The following is a 16,433-nucleotide window of genomic DNA, read 5'->3' on the forward strand; positions in this document are numbered from 1 at the left end:
ATGCCGGGCTCAACCCTGAAAAATCCCAAGGCGCGCCCCGACAGCCTGGCCGAACGCATCTACGCGCAGCTCAAGGCGGATATCTTCGACTTTCGCCTGCTGCCGGGCGACCGCTTCAGCGAAGGCGAAGTGGCCGAGCGCATGAACGTCAGTCGCACCCCGGTGCGTCAGGCGCTCTATCGTCTGGAGAAGGAAGGTTACCTGGAGGTGTACTTCCGCAGTGGCTGGCAGGTGAAACCGTTCGACTTCACCTACTTCGAAGAGCTGTATGACCTGCGGATCATTCTGGAACTGGCGGCGGTCAACCGCTTATGCCTGATGGATGAACCGCGCCCTGCGCTGTTGCAAGGGTTGCAGGCGATCTGGCAGGTGGAGGAGGGCGAACGCCAGCAGGACACCCAGGAGGTGTCCGCGCTGGACGAGCGCTTTCACTGCGCCCTGGTGGAAGCCACCGGCAACCGCGAAATGGCGCGCATGCACTACGCCATTACGGAAAAAATCCGCATCATCCGCCGGCTCGACTTTACCCAGGCATCGCGGATCGCGGCGACCTACGAAGAACACGCGCAGATACTCGACGCTATCCTGCAACGGCGCGGTGAAGAGGCGCAGCAGCTGCTCAAGCGGCATATCGAACTGAGCAAGCAGCAGGTGCGCAACATCACGTTGCACCGGTTGCAGGTGGCGCGGGACACTCAATCAACCGGCTTCACAGCAACGCTTGCAGACGGCTGACGGTGGCATCGCCGGCCCGCTGCATCGGTGCGCGCAATTCACTGCCGATCAGCCCCTGCACGGCCAGCGCCGCCTTGACCGGTGCCGGGTTGGGCTCCATAAACAACGTATCGATCAACGGCAGCAACTGGAAAAACGTCTGCCGCGCCTCGCTCAACTGGTTATCCCGCACCTGCTGCCACAGCGCCACGAACTGCTCGGTGTGTACATGTGCCGACGCTGCGATCGCCCCAGTGGCGCCAAGGCACAACGCGTTAAAGATCTGGATGTCCTCGCCACACAGCACATCCACCGCCCCACTGGCCAGTAGCGCCAGGGTATTGCCCAGGTTGCCGCCACAGTCCTTGACCGCGACGATGCGCGGATGGGCGACGATGTTCAGCAGCGTGGCCTGTTCGAAGGTCGCGCCGGTGCGATAGGGAATGTCATAGAGAATGATCGGCACACCGGAGGCATCGGCCACCGTGCGGAAGAACGCTTCAAGGCCGCTCTGGGATGGACGGATATAGCTGGGCGCCGGCACCAACAGCCCGGCCACCGGGCGTTTGAGGATTTCGCCCTGGAACTGCAACAGCTCAATCTGGTTATATCCCGCCAGGCCCATCACCACGCGGTGCGCCGGCACCCACTGCAACACCGCATCCAGCACCGCCAGTTGTTCCTGGCGGCTCAACGCCGCGGCTTCGCCCGTGGTGGTGCAGACCATGATCCCGGCCACGTGCTTTTCCAGCAGATGCTCAACCAGCCGGCGCAAGCCGATAAAGTCGATGGCGCCGTCCTGAAACGGCGTGACCACGGGAACCCAGATACCTTGAAACGCTGACATGCACTCTCTCCTGATGATTGACCGATTAAGTCACCGTCAGAAGGGCAGAAGGAATTGTGCAAGGGCAGGGTGTCCGTCGCGCTCAATGTCCTGTCAGCTCATCTGACGGGACAGCGCGCCCCGGTCACATGAGCGACTGTTTCTTCGATTTGAGGGCGCGCGCAACGCAACCTTGCGCCTTGGCGATCAAGCCAATGACGGAAAGGTTAACGAAAGACGTTGCAAGCATGAGCTGACACACCCTGAATGAGGGCTCCATCTTCAGGGGGTGTGAGTAAATGTGTCAAGCCCTGCGTAGTTACCGGCAGGTTGCACGGCCCAGGCACTTGAACAGTGCCTGGGCGGTGAAACGATCGTTGTCGGTCAGGGATTAGCCACTGCGGCCTCAATCGCGGCAATGTCGATCTTGGTCATGGTCATCATCGCCTCGAAGGCTCGCTTGGCCGTCGCCGGGTCGGCATGGGTCACGGCGGCCGACAACACACGCGGCGTGATCTGCCACGACAGGCCCCACTTGTCCTTGCACCAACCGCAGGCACTGGCCTGGCCACCGTTGTCGATGATGGCGTTCCACAGCCGATCAGTCTCGGCCTGGTCATCGGTAGCCACCTGAAAGGAAAACGCCTCGGTGTGCGGGAATGCCGGACCGCCATTCAGGCCGAGACACGGGATGCCCAGCACGGTGAACTCGACGGTCAGAATGTCGCCCTGTTTACCTGCGGGATAATCCCCCGGCGCGCGGTGTAACGCTTTCACCGCACTGTCCGGGAAGGTCTTGGCATAAAACGTCGCAGCGTCCAGGGCGGTGCCGTTGTACCAGAGGCACAGGGTGTTTTTGTTGTTCATGTTCGGTCTCCACGGTGAATGGGTGTGTGGAGTTTAGATCAGGGTGAAGGGCGGATGCGGTGTTGCGAACCGAGTACCGCGGCCTCTCCGACAGAGGCCGCATACAGAATCAGCATGCTGGGGCCAGCAACACCCACGATTCTCTCAAGCCGATCGTCAAGGACGAAGAACGCGCAGATGAGCAAAACGTCTGCGCGCCCTCAACGCCACCGTCACGAACCACGTTGCTCGCTGACAGGCGCATGCTGCGCCATCAGCTGCGCGACCCAATCGATGAACACGCGCACCTTGATGCTGATATGCCGGTTCGGCGGAAATGCCACGTAGATCGGCATCGGGTCGAGACGCCAGTCCTTGAACAGGGGCACCAATTCGCCGCGTGCTTCGTAGGTCGTGGACATGTACTTGGGCAGCCAAAGCACACCCAGCCCGGCCAGGCCGGCCGCGAGGTAGGCGTTGCCATCGTCGACTGCCAGCGCATAGCGGCCTTTGACCTGGAGGCTCTCAGCGTGGTTGCGCATGGAGTAGGGCAGGGCTTTACCGGTGCGCGCCCACAAGAAGCCGACGATACGGTGTTGCGAATCTTCCAGCTCCCGCGGATGCGCGGGGATACCGACGCGGGCCAGGTAGCTCGGTGCGGCGAAAACGCCAAGCTGGAGGTCGCCAACCTTCCGGGCCATCAGCGACTGATCCTTTATCTCGCCGCCGCGCACCACGCAATCGATGTTCTCACCGATCATATCCACGATCCGGTCGCTGACGCCCATGTCGATCTGGATGTCCGGGTAGCGCAGGTAAAACTCGGGCAATGCGGGGACTAGAATCATGCTGGCCAGGGGGCTTGGCACATCCACTCGTAATCGCCCCCTGGGCAGTGTCGAGGCGCCGGACAGGCTGGTCTCGGCGTCGTCCATGTCGGCCAGCAGTCGTAACACTCGCTCGTAATAGACTGCACCGTCGGCCGTGACGTTGACTTTGCGCGTGGTGCGGTTAAGCAATTTAACCCGCAACCGTGCCTCCAACTGCTGTACCAGTTGTGTCACGGTGGTCTTGCTCATGTGCAGTGTTTCGGCCGCTTTGGTGAAGCTGCCAGCTTCCACCACGCGAGCAAACGCCTGCATCGCATCAAAACGGTCCATTGCTAACCCCGGCTCTCGATTGGATTGTTTGGATTTTACAAACAGTGCTGGCTAAGGTTGCGTGTTTATCGCCCAGGTACAAGTCCATACAGTCTCTGCATCGTTAGTTCCGGGTCGGCTTTGACCCATTGATGGAGGCACCTATGACGCAGCGTGATGTTGTTTTTCCACCTGGACGCCAGGCGCTTTACGAGCGCAATCGCTATTCGCCGGCGATCAAGTCCAATGGTTTTTTATTTGTGTCGGGGCAAGTCGGCAGTCGCGAAGATGGCTCGCCCGAACCCGATCTGGAGGCCCAGGTCCGACGCGCGTTCACCAACCTGAATGCAATCCTGGTCGCTGCCGGTTGCACCTTCGACGATGTGATTGACGTCACCGTCTTCATCGTCGATCCCGAGTCGACGTTCGAGACGATCTGGAAGGTTGTGCCGGAGTTCTGGGGCCGGGCGCCACACCCGACGCTGACCGGCGTGGGTGTCACGTGGCTGTATGGTTACCAGTTCGAGATCAAGGTGATTGCCAAGCTGCCGGAAGGCACCGGGGGATGATCTGGCCAGCGATTACGCAAGGGCGCGGTACCGAAAGCGGTTCATCCTGAACCGTTGGGCTGTGACAGCGCGCACGTCACACCGCCGCAGTTGCAAGCGTTCTGGAACGCCAGGCAAAAGCCAACACCATCAGCAGCCCCAGCCCCGCCATTGCTGCCCCGGCCAGGGAAATCGCCGGATAACCCAGCCCGGCATTGATCACCGCTCCGCCCAGCGCCGCACCAATCGCGTTGCCTAAGTTGAAGGCGCCGATGTTCACCGCCGAGGCCAGATTGGGCGCGTCCTTGGCCGCTTCCATGACGCGCATCTGCAGCGGCGGCACCAGGGCGAAGCTGGCGATACCCCATATCAGGATGGCAACGGCGGCCGGCAGCGGCCAACGCATCAGTACGGTGAACGCGAGCAAGACGAGAATGAGCACGCTCAGCGAAACGATCAGGGTGCGATCTATCGAGCGGTCGGCGGCCTTGCCGCCCCACATGTTGCCCAGCGTCAACCCCACACCGAACAGCACCAGCATGGCGGTGATGTAGGCGGTGGACGCGTGGGTCTCGCTGCTGAGGATCGGCGCGATGTAGGTGAAGACGGTAAACATTGCCCCCGAGCCGACGACAGTGAGGGCCAGCGCCCCCAGCACCGGGCCACGGCCCAATACCCGAATTTCGGCCAGTACACCGCCGCTTTGCGGCGCCGGCAGGTTGGGCAGGGCGAACCATAACGCGGCCATGGCCACCACACCGAGGCCGGTAATCCCCCAGAATGCGCTGCGCCAGCCGAACAGTTCGCCGAACCAGGCGGCCAGCGGCACACCGCCGATGGTCGCCAGGGTCAGGCCCATGAACATGGCCGCAACCGCTCCGGCACGTTTCTGCGGGGCAACCACGCTGGCGGCGACGATGGCGCCGACGCCAAAGAACGCACCGTGGTTCAGTGAGGTCACCACCCTGGCGACCATGAGGCTGTAGTAATCGGTCGCCAGGGCTGACATCAGATTCCCCAGGGTGAAAATCGCCATGAGTCCGATCAGCAGATAGCGCCGTGGAATCCTGCCGGTGGTCAGGGTCATCAGCGGCGCGCCGAGCAGTACGCCCAGGGCGTATGCACTGACCAACAGACCTGCGGCGGGAATGGAAACACCGAGATCCGCCGCGATGCTCGGCAACATGCCCATGGGGGCGAACTCGGTAACGCCGATGCCAAAGGCACCCATGGCGAGTGCGACAAGTGGTGGATTGATACGCATGGAAGGCTCCTTATCTATGCCGCCAATGCTACGATTCAGCCTTTTCAGGCGGTAGATAGCATTTTTGGCAATCACCTTTGCGTAAGGGGCACAAATGGACTTCAACGGCAGATCGGGTGAAATGGGCGTGTTCGTCAGCGTGGCGCAGGAAGGCAGCCTGTCGGCCGCCGCGCGGACATTGGGGCTGACACCCTCGGCGGTCAGTCGGATCATCGCCCGTACTGAACAGCGTCTTGGCACTCGGCTGCTGTTGCGCACCACCCGATCGCTCACCTTCACCGCCGAGGGCGAGGCGTTCCTGCGCGGCGCCCGGCGCATCCTGGCCGACATGGCCGAGGTCGAAGAAGCCATCGCCGACCAGGGCGTCCCAAGGGGGCGATTGCGCGTCAGCGCCGCGCTTGGTCATGGGCGGCTGGCCATCGTGCCCTTGGTGGCGGCATTCAGCGCGCGCTACCCGAACATCGTCGTCGACCTCACCCTCGGCGACGAAGTGGTCGACATTCTCGGCGGCCAGGCCGACGTGGCGGTACGTTTTGGTTATCTGCCCGACAGCCCGCTGACCGCACGCAGGATCGGCGCCACCGGCCAGGTAGTGGTGGCATCGCCCGCGTATCTGCAGCGCCACGGCATCCCCCTGGAACCGGAGGATCTACTGCGGCACAACTGCCTACGCTTCAACTTCCGACGTGCCGAACCCAACTGGCCATTCATCCGCGACGGAAAAGCGTTTTCCCTGAAGGTCAGCGGCAACATCGAGTGCAGCAGTGGCGAAGCGCTGGCCCAACTCGCGCGAGTAGGTGCCGGCATTGCGCGTATCGGCGAGTTCAGCGTGAGCGAGGACCTGCAGCGTGGCGATCTGATACCGCTGCTGGAAGCCTGGAACCCCGGCGACGAGGAACCGATTCATGCGGTGTTCGTGGGTGGCTCGGCAATGCCGGCGCGGGTGCGGTTGTTCGTGGACTTTCTGCTGGAACAGCATCGGATGTAGGTGCTGGCGTTAGCTGATCCTTGCGGGTACTCGCGCGATGCTGTTTGCATTAAGCAAATAGTGACCAACACCCGAATCCAAACTCATTCGAGTGCTAATAGAATGCTGCGCAGCAGCTGGCGAAGTACCGAACATGAATTGTATTCGACCGCCGAGCAATAAATTTATTGGCTCGGAATTGGTCGTTTTGGGTGAGATGCCGGGGCCAACTGCGAAGCACTGTTTTAGCTGCGCTTAAGCGTGACTTTGTTGTCCGACTTACTCACTATCTTATAGTTGCCTCTTAACTTTTTTAACACGCTAAGGCTTCTCACCGAAACGGCCATGGATATAGCCGCCGAAGTTGCTGCAGCCCCTAGAACGCTGAGGGCTCCGCCTGACCCGGCAACCGCTGCGAAGCCAGCAACCGGTGTGGCAACACCACCCGTACCGACGGTGGCTATGACGCCATAAAAGACTATGCATATAGAACCAATGGCCACAGCCCATGCAACCGTGCCGGTAGCCTTTATCCGAATGGTTTTTTTTGCAAGATCGCCTTCAATCACGATGGTGTCTTCATTGCGGTTTACCGCGTCGGCTAGTTCTTTCTCTGTCGTTACGCTCATTGCTTGTCCTTCGTTTTTTTATTGCCGGCAACAATGAATCCGATGATCAAAAAAAGAATAATGATCGGTGGAAAAGCTACGCACAAAGCGATTGCGCCAAGTAGCAGCAGCCCGCCGATTATCACCCCTACCATTTCCCCTAAAAGTGGAAGCAATAGCTTGAACATAACGACGGCTAAAATAATTCCGGCTATTACGACAATAATCATGTGCGGCCTTATGTGGGTTGTGTTGGTTTTTAGAATATGTTTGTCGGGTCTGCACTAAAGGCCGTACCCCGGAATGATCCGGAAATCGTCGATTGAGCATCCATGTCCGTCGCGTGAGTTGCTGATCTTCCAGTTTGAAATCCCATCGCGATCCTGCGTACTTTGCTTGTCTGATACTTGGTTGGGCTTCTAAAATCCCCCTTCGCACGCTCAGGTTGTCGGCTGTCGCCCACCATTCTTTAGTTTTAAGGCATCCCTGCCAGTCATTCCCAATCCCCTCAATGATTAATGATCTGCACTTCGCGGTACTCAAATAACAGTTTGAGGTGTCGAGGGCGAGGCACAGCCATTGAGCACGCTAGGGTTAGAGCAGCCCTTCGTTATTCAGCTTCAAGCGCGCATAGAAGAGAATCGCAACCGCGGGAATCAAGGCCGAGTAGCCGGGCTTGACTGCACTTTTCAGGTTCGTAACCGCCGCCTTGATGCGCTCGGTCGAAACCAGATGAGTGAGGGAGGGCAGTCGCGTTGCAGATGCCAGCGTTAACTCCTTGTTCTTACTGGTCAGCGTTGAGTGCGCCTTGCGATACACAGGGGCAGGTGCGCTAGGGGTCGAGAAGTAAGACGTAACGGTCAGGCTTGCCGCCAACGCATCGACCTGCTCAAAGTAAGCTTTCTCGGACATGACCTCCAAATGCTGGGCAATGTCGTGTTTTGACGCGAGTACATGACCCTCACCGAAAGAAGAGTGGAAGCATTTGCTGATGAGCAACCCCTCCATCTCAATCACCCGAGCACAATCGTGCAACTCGTCTACCAAGTCGTAGTGTTCTGTCAGCATGAGCAGGATCTGTAGATACTTGAGACCGCGTCTACGCGCCAGGTTGGCCAAGCAGTGGCCGCCCAGTAGTTGGAATTCCTTGGTCAGCAGATACAGTGAATGGTCGGTCTCAAGGGTCGTCCAACTGCTGCTACGCAGGTGCTTGGCGACTTGATTGCGGATTCGATCGCTGGTCAGTTCGAGCAGGTCATAAATGAAATGGTCGGTCACGACCGGATCGGGATTCTTGATGATCAGTTGGGGCTGATTCGACGCCGGCAGGCCACTTTTGTAGCCATGGAAGCCTGATGCCCTGAGTACTTGCTCCAGACGCGGCCAATAGTCTGTATGACCGAAGGACTCCATCCGAACGTTTTTGCAGTTACCGATTGGCTGGCGACCCGCGCTGCTTTCGCCCATATTCAATCGCAGAACGTCGTCATCTTTTGAGTAAGCATTGTACAGCCTGCAGTTTGTGCGCTTGCGGATGGCTCGAGCCTCGTCTCCCGACAATTCGGCCGCCGCCGCCATCAACAACACATCGCCAATTTCAAGATCGTGATCAGTTGGCTTGTCGAGTAGATTGAGTAGCGCACTCACGACGACCCGCCCGCCAAGCGAGTGCCCGACCAGATTGACCTTCGACACGTAGGGGTGATGTTTGAGCAGGTAGCCCTCAAGTTGCGAGAGCAGTGTCTTGCCCATGGCGGTGGCGCGCTTGCGGCTGGTGTTGAAGTGGACGGCGCGATCGGCCACTGCTGCCGCTGTACCCGCGAAGATGTTCAACCGAGCCATTGCCGCCACGCTACTGCTGGATAACTTATCGAACTGGCTCCAATGACCGGAAGGCCAGAACGCAAAGATGTTGATGCACTCGTGGAGGGATGACGGGATACATTTGCTCAGCGCGCACCGGTCTTCTATATCGTGGCCGGCTGAGTAGCCGTGGATAAAGATGTTGGCGACCTCGCCGGAGCGGTGGGGTAGGGTCAAGAACTTGAAGTTGTGGCTCACGCGACGTCCTTGTAGCAAATCGTAGATGAGCGAATGGTGGCATTTGGCTATTGCTGTTGTAAACGGATGTTTAGGCACAAAGGCGCGGGGCTAGACCTCTACTCAGTAGGGCCTGAACGTGGCTTGCTGCTTATTCGTCCCGAAAACGCGGTGTTGGTGTTTGAAGAGCAACCCATGAGGCCGACAGGCAACACCGCGCGCATCCCGCCGCTTTGAGAACGCCATTCAAGCCCGCCGCGCCATCAGCAACACCGTCGCCGCCGCAGACAACAACCCCGCGCAGCAGCGATTGAACAACCGCTTGCCCCGTGGCTCGGCGAACCAGCGGCGCATGTGCAGGCCCATATAGGCGTAGAGGCTGATGGCGATCCATTCCAGCACCAGGAACAGTGCGCCGAGCAGGGCGAACTGTGGGGTGATGGGCTGGCCGGGCACCACGAACTGCGGGAGAAAGGCGGTGAAGATCAGGATGGCTTTCGGGTTGCCCGCCGCTACCAGAAACTCCTGACGCGCCAACGCCCATGTTCCTACCTTGGCCGTAACCGATTCGCTCTGCGCCTGCGGATCGGCCCGCCACAGTTGCAACGCCAGATAGAACAGATACGCCGCACCGACGATCTTGATCGCGTAGAACAACAACTCCGACGTTTGCAGCACCACCGCCAACCCGGCGGAGGCGAGGGCGATCATGCCGGCGAAGGCGAGCAGGCGGCCGATGCCGGCGAGGCAGGCAGTGCGGTAGCCGTAGCGCGTGGCGTTGCTGACGGACAGCAGGTTGTTGGGACCGGGTGCCATGTTCAGGGCGAAGCAGGCGGGTAGGAAGAGGACGAGGGTGGTGAGGTCCATGGCGGTTCCGGGTTCTGGCGGGGAGGGTCGAGGATAAAGGGGCTTGAGGGGGGAAGACAATCCATGTCCTAAAGTTTGCCCCCTTGACGTCGATAACCGCTGTGAACCACTCAATCATGGACCGATGAAATGGTACTTACCCTCAGTTCTACCTATATCCCGCCCGCCAATACCCACCTTACGCCTGCCGACCAGATACTCGTGGCCAAGCCTCTGACGGACCTCGCGAAGGACGCCGTGGCCAGCGCCGGCCCGGCGGCTGTCTACCATCCCAGCGCAGACGCTGAACCAATGCAGTCGCTGGAGGCTATCGATACGTGGGTCGGCCGCTCCGCATCACGGGCGCTTCCTCGGATCATCGAGATCGCCAAAGGCGCGCAAAGCGTGCTGAACGCCACGTTCAAGACATTCCAGTCAACGCTCGCGGCGACTTATCCGGATTTGGCCGGCACGAAATATGGCTTTACGGTGGAGGCCGATGGCGCGTTGAAGGTGCTCAATGAAGCCGGTCAGCTCAGCAGTTCGCAGAGCACGGATGAAACCCGCGTTCGTGCGTCTTTTGCGCCTGCCTGAAGATCGAGAACGGCTACCCGAGCGGCCTCATCAGCGTCAGAAACTGTACTTCGCCGTTACCCCAAAGCTGCGCGGGTTGCCGTAGGTGTCGGTGGAGCCCCAGATCGTGCTGTTGCCGATCGCCGAGTAGTAGGTGCGGTCGAAGATGTTGTTGGCGTTCACTTGCAGGTCCAGGTGCTGGTTCACTTGGTAACCGGCCATCACGTCCGCCACCGCGTAGCTGCCTTGCTCCAGGCGATAGCTGCCGTTGGTGAGGGCGATGTCGTTGTACATGCGGCTCTGCCAGTAGACGTTGCCACCGATGCGCAGTTTTTCCAGCGGGCCCTGGAAGCGGTAGGACGTGGTGAGTTTGAACAGGCGCTCCGGTGTATCGGAGCTGAAGCGCTGGTTGTCATTGGCCGGGTCGCTGTCCTTGATGAAATGCGCGCGGGTGTAGGTGAAGCCGCCGCCGACTTGCCAGTTTTCGGTGAGGGCGCCTTGCAGTTCCAGGTCGATGCCCTGGCTGCGCACCAGGCCGGCGGCTGCGTAGCAGGTGAGCACCGGGCAACCAGCCTGGGTGGCGGCGGTGGTGGCGCGGTTTTTCTGGTCGATCTGGAACACCGCCAGGCTGGCGTTGAGCGCACCGTTGAAATATTCGCCCTTGATGCCGACTTCGTAGTTTTCGCCCACGATCGGTTCCAGCACCTTGCCCGAGAGGTCCTTGCTGCTTTGCGGGTTGAAGATGTCGGTGTAGCTGGCGTAGACCGAGTGGTGCTCGTCGAGGTCGTAGATCACCCCGGCGTAGCGCGTCAGGTTGCGGGTGACTTTGTAGTCGCCGTCCTGGCTTTGACGGTCGTCATAGTCGTACCAGTCCAAGCGTGCGCCGAGGATCACCTTGAGCGGGTCGGCCAGGTTGAGGCGCGTGGTCAGGTAGACGCCGTCCTGGGTGGTGAGGGTGTGGGTTTTGCCGTTGCGCTGGAAGTCGGGTTTGGCGCCGTTGAGCGGGTAATTGGTGTCGTAAGGGCTGTATTCCTTGGAGGTGGCGTCGTAGATGCGTTTGCTGGTGCCGACCACCACTTCGTGGGTGCGGCCGAAGGCGTCGACCGGGCCGCTGGCGAAGGTGTCGAAGGCGTACTGTTTGTCGTCCTGATGCGACTGGTAGGCGGTGCGCGCCAGCTCGGTCTGGTAGCGCGATTGGTAACTGCCGGTGAACACGCCGTCCAGCTGCGACGCGGAGCCGGCGACGTTGAGTTTCCAGCCATTGTCGAAGCGGTGCTGGATGTCGCCGAATACAGTGTTGATTGTCAGCTCCTTGTTTTCCCAGTCGCTGCCGGGGTTGGTGGAGCGGGGCAGGTTCAGGTGATGGCCATCGGTGCCGATGGGCAGGCCGCCCCAGAAGAAGTTGGTCTGGTCTTCCTGCCGGGAGAAACCGAGGGTGGCAGTGGTGTCTTCGCTGAGGTCAGCTTCGCTGATCGCGTAGAACAGGCCGTGGTCGCTGGTTTCGTTGTCGCGGAAGCTGTTGGCGTCGCGGTACGAGCCGACGACGCGGCCGCGCAGGGTGCCGCTGTCGTTCAAGGCGCTGGAAGCATCGAGCTCCATGCGATAGTCATCCCAACTGCCGGCCGCGCCGGTGATCGACACCTGCGGCGTAGCGGTGGGGCGCTTGCGCACGAAGTTGATCGCCGCCGAAGGGTTGCCGGCGCCGGTGACCAGGCCGGTCGCGCCGCGGATCACTTCGACCCGGTCGAACATCGCCAGGTTGGGCTGCACGCTGTTGGCGTAACCCGAGTAGGCGCTGGGCAGACCATCGAACATCATGTTGTCGATGTCGAAGCCACGCGAGCTGTAGGTCTGCCGGCCGGGGCCGCTGGACTGGCTGAGGAACAGGCCGGGGGTGTTCTTGACCACATCGTTGACGCTGGTCATGGCCTGGTCGTCCATGCGCTGGCGGGTGATCACGGTCACGGCCTGCGGGGTCTCGCGCATGGTCAGCGGCAACTTGGTGGCTGTGGCCATAGCACCGGTGGTGTAGGACTGGGTGCCTTCGGTGGTCTCGCCGAGTGCCTGGCCGCTGATCTCGGTGGCGCCCAGTTCAAGCGGTGCCGCGGCCTTTTCGGTATCGGCCGCCAGCGTTGTCTGGGTGCCGCCGAGGCAGATGGCCAATGCCAATAGACTGGGTGAAAAACGCGTACCGACAGGTTGTTGAACGGACATGAATCTGAGCCTCCCCCGAGCGCCATCCATGGCGAATAATAAACGTATTGATAATTATTCGCGTGAGTGTGGCAGATTGAATCCGCGCAAAAAAGACTTGGGGGAGAATTACTTAACAAATTTTTCACATCTGTCGGGGGGACAGATCACCCTCCCAGCGCGAAATCATCCGCCGCTGCGTGGGCTCGCGGGTGCCAATGGGCTGGCGCTCAAACCGACGGCACCGCGAAAAAAATCGCCGTCAGAATTCCATTCGCAGGCCCACGGTGCCTTGTCGGCCGTTGAGCATCTGGCTGTCCAGGTTGCGGTTATAGCCGACTTCGCTGTACAGGCTGACGCCCTTGGCCACCTCCAGCGTGGCGCCCAGACTCAGGCCCAGGGTGGTGGATTTCTGTTCGGTGTCGATGTCTGTCACACGGTTAAAGGTGACGGTGTTCTGCCCGGCGGCGCTGTGCCAGATATTGGCCCGCGCGTAGGGCTGCAACGGCAGGCCACGGACCTGATAGTCGCCGCGCAGGCGTATGCCCAGGCGCGTGGTGACGTTGGTGTCGGCGTTGTAGGCCACGTCGGAGATGCCATCGTTCTGACTGTCCAGTTTGGTTCGGCTCAGGATCAATTGAGCCTGCGGTTCAACCACCCAATCGGCGGTCATCTGGAACGGCCTGCCGACCTCGACGGATGCGGCGACGTTATGCCCGCGGGTTTTCATCTTCACCCCACGGTCCGATTCGTTATTGCCATCGAAACGGGTGCCCATCAGCACCAGATCGAGGTAGGCCTGGTTGGCGCCGATCAGTGTCCAGTAAACGCCCAGGCTGTCACCGCGCAAGGTGGTGTTGCCAGCGGCGTTGTCTTGCCAGCCGCCGTTGAAGCCTTTCACGTCACCTTTCAAGCGGCTGTGGCCGACGAAGAAGCCGACTCGCTGCACCGCGCCGTTGGCGGTAGCGCTCGCGTACACGTCGGTACCGATCTGGAAGGCGGACATCGAACTGTCCAGCGTCGGGCTCACCGTGCCGGCAAAGCTCTGGCGGCTGCTGTTGCCATACATACGCCCCCAACCGGCAGGAAACGCACCGGTCTGCTGTTGTTGGCGCTGATCGCCCATGCGTTCGTGATAGGTGCCCAGCATGGCCTGTACGATTTGTTGCGCGGCAGGAAACAACACCGCGTAGATCGGTACTTCCGGGCGATAGATCGGGATCGGCGTGAGGCCCGGATTGGTCGGCAGTTCAGGGGTGCCCACCACCGGTTCGGGGAGCGGCGTCACCGGGCCCGGCAGCGGCGCCACCGGCACTGAAGAGCGCAGGTAGTAGTTTTCGCCCGTGCCCGCGTTGTCGCCCCCTTTGAACAGGTAGTAGTCGAAGGCGCCTGCGGAAACCCGGTTTGCCAGGGTGAACTGGGTGCCGGCGCCGCTGGCGCCGTTGATTGCGCGGACCAGCTGGATGCCGTCCTGCACGGTTTCGGCCCCCGGCCCGGCGAGATTGGTTACGCTGATAGCGGTGGTGCCGCTGATCTGGCCCGTGCCGATCACCAGCAAATCGCTGGGTGAGCCGTCGCTGCCCAAGACGCTTTGCAAGGCGAGTCGGCCAGCGTTGCCGTTGTAGTTCCCGTTCACCGTCAGGGTGTCGGTGGCGCTGGTACTGCCGGTGGTCATGTCGATTAGGCCGCCGTTGTTCAAGGTGACGGATTGGCCGGCGGTAAAGGGGTCGATCGAACCGCTGGTGACGGTCAATTTGCTCGAACCGTCGAGGGTCATGATGCCGCTGCCGGTTGCGCTGTCGCCCAGCACGAAGGCACCGCCCAGCTTGAGGTCCGAGCCGTTATCCAGCAGCACCTGTTCCCAGCCGGTATAGCGTGCGGGGACGTCGGTCTGGGTGTTGTCGAATGTGAGCGTGTCGTTACCCAGGCCACCATCCACCAAGGGGTTGGAGGACAGCGACGTTTCGTTGAGGTTTTTCAGCAGCGCGGTGTCGTCGTCGGCGCCCATGACGATCAAACCGTTGACCTTGCCGCCATCGTGCCAGATCAACTGGTCCTTGCCGAAACTGGCGAGGATTTGCCCGTTGACCGTGCCGCCGCTGACTTCAATCAAGTCATCGCCGCCGCTGGTGCTGATGTTGCCGCCGATGTAACTGGTGCCCGAGACGAGAATATGGTCATTGCCGAACCCGGTGACCAGATTGCCCAGGATGGTGCCGCCTTGCATGTCGAACACGTTGTTATCGAGCTTCATATCGACCCGGCCAATGGTGCCGCCTCTCATCGTGGCTCGGTCGCCATCTTCAAACGCCCCGGTGATGACCCCGCCGCTCATGTTGAAGGTGTCCAGGCCATCGCCCTGGGCCAGGGAAGCGATGGTGCCGCCGCTCATTGCAAAGCTGTCGATGCCGCCGCCTTGGCTTATTGCACCCGCCTGCCCACCGGTGATCTGTACCACATCCGCGCCTGCGCCTTGGGTGACCGAACCGCTGACGGTGCCCAGGTTCAGGCGGAAAATATTCGCGCCGTCGCCTTGGTTCAGCGCACCGTTGAGCGCCGCCGTCGGCCCGTTCACGTCCACCAGGTCGTTACCCGCACCAAAGGTGACATTGCCGTTGATGGCGCCGCTGCCGCTGATATTCAGGGTGTTGTTGCCAGCGGTGTCGGTAAACCCCGGTGCCGAGGCACTGTCGCAGGTGGAGATATCGTCGCCGGCGCTGTTGTTGATCGTGCATGCGCCATAAGAGGGGAGTGGCCACGCCGTCACGGCGATGATTGAGCTGATGCCCAGGTACAACAAAGAAGATGTTGGTGCGCGCATGACCCGTCCTCGTTCGAAGGGAACATCTCCCGGCACCTGGACAAGCAGGTGCGTTCGGACCATGGCAACAACGAACGATACGGATCAGGGAGTACCGGTTACCCGATTCTGAAAACATCGGCCAATGCAAAGGGTTGGCATGGCTTTCTCGACTGCGCCTTAAGCAGTGCAGGTTTTTTGCACCTTAGTCGCACATCAAACGGGCCGCCACTGTCAGAAATAACAGGTATAGACGAGTGGATTTCTAGACGAACACGATCTCATAGGGCTCGCGCATCCGCTCCAGCAACACCTGAGCGAGCATCGGCGCGAGCCCGATCTCCGGGTCTCCGGCCAGTTGGCTGGCATAGGCATGGGCCGCATGCAGCTTGCGCGCCACGCTCCAGGTGTCGAGGCGCACCTTGCGCGCACGCTGCCAGGGGATCATCGAACCTTCGCGCGCCGTCCAATGCCAGGCCCAGATCGGCAGCTCATACAGACGTGCCCCGACCAGGCTGCATGCCTTGGCGCTGGCACGGCCGACGGCGTCGTGGTCGGCGTTGCCGTCGTTGCGCCAGGTGCTGAAGACCACATCGCCGGGCTGCAGATATCGGGCGATGAGTTGGCTCATGGGGTGTTCGCTGGCGGCCAGCGCGTCATCGCGAAAGCCGCCGCGAATCCACTTCAGGCTGTGCAGCGGCATGCCCAGCCGGCGCAGCGCTTCGACGCTTTCCTGGGGCCGCACCACGCTCAAGCGCCTCGCCGGCCAGACATTCGAGCCGGGGTGGCTGGCGCTGCCGTCGGTGATGGAAATCAACAGCATCGGGTGTTCGAGGGTGCTCAGCCGTTGCAGCAAACCGCCACAGGCCAACACTTCATCGCCGGGGTGGGGCGCGACGATGACCACTCGCGCACCCGCAGGCACCAGCGAGTGAGGATGAATGGCGGGGATTTGCGCCAACTGCGGGGCACTGTTCCAGATCTGCGCTGGACCGCGGCGGCTTTCGCTGAGGGAGGCGGGTTTCATGGCGGGCACGTCCTTGTCAATTGATGCTGGGTCGTAGCCCGT

Annotated in this window: 15 protein-coding genes; 4 read left to right on the forward strand and 11 right to left on the reverse strand. The window is 60.9% G+C overall.

What is annotated here, in order from left to right:
- Positions 1-735: a GntR family transcriptional regulator gene (locus ACP7E3_RS16190; RefSeq protein WP_057004611.1), complete on the forward strand. Its 735-nt coding sequence runs from the start codon at positions 1-3 to the stop codon at positions 733-735.
- Here ACP7E3_RS16190 and dapA read toward each other — a convergent pair.
- The 3 genes from dapA to ACP7E3_RS16205 all read right to left on the reverse strand — a co-directional run bounded on the left by dapA (position 710) and on the right by ACP7E3_RS16205 (position 3,546).
- Entirely contained in the window at positions 710-1,561 is an 852-nt protein-coding gene (gene dapA, locus ACP7E3_RS16195; protein WP_426123693.1) for a 4-hydroxy-tetrahydrodipicolinate synthase, read from the reverse strand. The genes ACP7E3_RS16190 and dapA overlap by 26 nt on opposite strands.
- A 363-nt stretch (positions 1,562-1,924) precedes the next feature.
- A complete protein-coding gene (locus ACP7E3_RS16200) occupies positions 1,925-2,407 on the reverse strand; it encodes a VOC family protein (RefSeq protein ID WP_017846413.1) in 483 nt (160 codons plus the stop codon).
- A gap of 212 nt (positions 2,408-2,619) precedes the next feature.
- Positions 2,620-3,546 (reverse strand): LysR substrate-binding domain-containing protein, encoded by a 927-nt coding sequence (locus ACP7E3_RS16205; RefSeq protein WP_426123696.1) that lies wholly within the window; start codon positions 3,544-3,546, stop codon positions 2,620-2,622.
- A gap of 143 nt (positions 3,547-3,689) precedes the next feature.
- Between ACP7E3_RS16205 and ACP7E3_RS16210 the strand changes: the two genes are divergently transcribed.
- On the forward strand, positions 3,690-4,094 hold the full coding sequence (locus ACP7E3_RS16210) for a RidA family protein (RefSeq protein ID WP_079443979.1): 405 nt from the start codon (positions 3,690-3,692) through the stop codon (positions 4,092-4,094).
- Positions 4,095-4,170: 76 nt separating this feature from the next.
- On the opposite strand, the gene ACP7E3_RS16215 is transcribed toward ACP7E3_RS16210, so the two are convergent.
- The gene (locus tag ACP7E3_RS16215) at positions 4,171-5,337 is read right to left on the reverse strand and encodes an MFS transporter (protein WP_126588526.1); all 1,167 of its coding nucleotides are present in this window, start codon (positions 5,335-5,337) and stop codon (positions 4,171-4,173) included.
- A gap of 94 nt (positions 5,338-5,431) precedes the next feature.
- Between ACP7E3_RS16215 and ACP7E3_RS16220 the strand changes: the two genes are divergently transcribed.
- Positions 5,432-6,325 (forward strand): LysR family transcriptional regulator, encoded by an 894-nt coding sequence (locus tag ACP7E3_RS16220; RefSeq protein WP_017846409.1) that lies wholly within the window; start codon positions 5,432-5,434, stop codon positions 6,323-6,325.
- A 224-nt stretch (positions 6,326-6,549) separates the two neighbouring features.
- On the opposite strand, the gene ACP7E3_RS16225 is transcribed toward ACP7E3_RS16220, so the two are convergent.
- The 4 genes from ACP7E3_RS16225 to ACP7E3_RS16240 all read right to left on the reverse strand — a co-directional run bounded on the left by ACP7E3_RS16225 (position 6,550) and on the right by ACP7E3_RS16240 (position 9,819).
- A complete protein-coding gene (locus ACP7E3_RS16225) occupies positions 6,550-6,933 on the reverse strand; it encodes a hypothetical protein (protein WP_017846408.1) in 384 nt (127 codons plus the stop codon).
- Positions 6,930-7,142 (reverse strand): hypothetical protein, encoded by a 213-nt coding sequence (locus tag ACP7E3_RS16230; protein WP_108524221.1) that lies wholly within the window; start codon positions 7,140-7,142, stop codon positions 6,930-6,932. The genes ACP7E3_RS16225 and ACP7E3_RS16230 overlap by 4 nt, the downstream gene beginning before the upstream one ends.
- A gap of 364 nt (positions 7,143-7,506) precedes the next feature.
- A complete protein-coding gene (locus tag ACP7E3_RS16235) occupies positions 7,507-8,973 on the reverse strand; it encodes a DUF726 domain-containing protein (RefSeq protein WP_128191367.1) in 1,467 nt (488 codons plus the stop codon).
- Between the two features lie 225 nt (positions 8,974-9,198).
- The gene (locus ACP7E3_RS16240) at positions 9,199-9,819 is read right to left on the reverse strand and encodes a LysE family translocator (protein WP_057004606.1); all 621 of its coding nucleotides are present in this window, start codon (positions 9,817-9,819) and stop codon (positions 9,199-9,201) included.
- A 129-nt stretch (positions 9,820-9,948) separates the two neighbouring features.
- Here ACP7E3_RS16240 and ACP7E3_RS16245 point away from each other — a divergent pair, with 129 nt between their 5' ends.
- Entirely contained in the window at positions 9,949-10,392 is a 444-nt protein-coding gene (locus tag ACP7E3_RS16245) for a hypothetical protein (RefSeq protein ID WP_017846404.1), read from the forward strand.
- Positions 10,393-10,428: 36 nt separating this feature from the next.
- Here ACP7E3_RS16245 and ACP7E3_RS16250 read toward each other — a convergent pair whose 3' ends face one another.
- The 3 genes from ACP7E3_RS16250 to ACP7E3_RS16260 form a co-directional block, all read right to left on the reverse strand.
- A complete protein-coding gene (locus ACP7E3_RS16250) occupies positions 10,429-12,585 on the reverse strand; it encodes a TonB-dependent siderophore receptor (RefSeq protein WP_426123700.1) in 2,157 nt (718 codons plus the stop codon).
- 241 nt (positions 12,586-12,826) lie between these two features.
- Positions 12,827-15,385: an autotransporter outer membrane beta-barrel domain-containing protein gene (locus ACP7E3_RS16255; protein WP_426123702.1), complete on the reverse strand. Its 2,559-nt coding sequence runs from the start codon at positions 15,383-15,385 to the stop codon at positions 12,827-12,829.
- Positions 15,386-15,629: 244 nt separating this feature from the next.
- Positions 15,630-16,391 carry a PIG-L deacetylase family protein gene (locus ACP7E3_RS16260; protein WP_057004602.1) on the reverse strand — a complete coding sequence of 254 codons (762 nt, stop codon included), beginning with the start codon at positions 16,389-16,391 and terminating at the stop codon, positions 15,630-15,632.
- Between the last annotated feature and the right edge of the window lie 42 nt (positions 16,392-16,433).

The organism is Pseudomonas sp. PSPC2-3, assembly GCF_049898265.1.
Taxonomy (GTDB): domain Bacteria; phylum Pseudomonadota; class Gammaproteobacteria; order Pseudomonadales; family Pseudomonadaceae; genus Aquipseudomonas; species Aquipseudomonas veronii.

What these genes read in the sequence shown, in the direction of transcription:
- dapA (WP_426123693.1), bottom strand. Translation starts at nt 1,561, where the DNA reads ATGTCAGCGTTTCAAGGTATCTGGGTTCCCGTGGTCACGCCGTTTCAG.
- ACP7E3_RS16220 (WP_017846409.1), top strand. Translation starts at nt 5,432, where the DNA reads ATGGACTTCAACGGCAGATCGGGTGAAATGGGCGTGTTCGTCAGCGTG.
- ACP7E3_RS16260 (WP_057004602.1), bottom strand. Translation starts at nt 16,391, where the DNA reads ATGAAACCCGCCTCCCTCAGCGAAAGCCGCCGCGGTCCAGCGCAGATC.
- ACP7E3_RS16250 (WP_426123700.1), bottom strand. Translation starts at nt 12,585, where the DNA reads ATGTCCGTTCAACAACCTGTCGGTACGCGTTTTTCACCCAGTCTATTG.
- ACP7E3_RS16230 (WP_108524221.1), bottom strand. Translation starts at nt 7,142, where the DNA reads ATGATTATTGTCGTAATAGCCGGAATTATTTTAGCCGTCGTTATGTTC.
- ACP7E3_RS16210 (WP_079443979.1), top strand. Translation starts at nt 3,690, where the DNA reads ATGACGCAGCGTGATGTTGTTTTTCCACCTGGACGCCAGGCGCTTTAC.
- ACP7E3_RS16190 (WP_057004611.1), top strand. Translation starts at nt 1, where the DNA reads ATGCCGGGCTCAACCCTGAAAAATCCCAAGGCGCGCCCCGACAGCCTG.
- ACP7E3_RS16255 (WP_426123702.1), bottom strand. Translation starts at nt 15,385, where the DNA reads ATGCGCGCACCAACATCTTCTTTGTTGTACCTGGGCATCAGCTCAATC.
- ACP7E3_RS16215 (WP_126588526.1), bottom strand. Translation starts at nt 5,337, where the DNA reads ATGCGTATCAATCCACCACTTGTCGCACTCGCCATGGGTGCCTTTGGC.
- ACP7E3_RS16240 (WP_057004606.1), bottom strand. Translation starts at nt 9,819, where the DNA reads ATGGACCTCACCACCCTCGTCCTCTTCCTACCCGCCTGCTTCGCCCTG.
- ACP7E3_RS16245 (WP_017846404.1), top strand. Translation starts at nt 9,949, where the DNA reads ATGGTACTTACCCTCAGTTCTACCTATATCCCGCCCGCCAATACCCAC.
- ACP7E3_RS16200 (WP_017846413.1), bottom strand. Translation starts at nt 2,407, where the DNA reads ATGAACAACAAAAACACCCTGTGCCTCTGGTACAACGGCACCGCCCTG.
- ACP7E3_RS16225 (WP_017846408.1), bottom strand. Translation starts at nt 6,933, where the DNA reads ATGAGCGTAACGACAGAGAAAGAACTAGCCGACGCGGTAAACCGCAAT.
- ACP7E3_RS16205 (WP_426123696.1), bottom strand. Translation starts at nt 3,546, where the DNA reads ATGGACCGTTTTGATGCGATGCAGGCGTTTGCTCGCGTGGTGGAAGCT.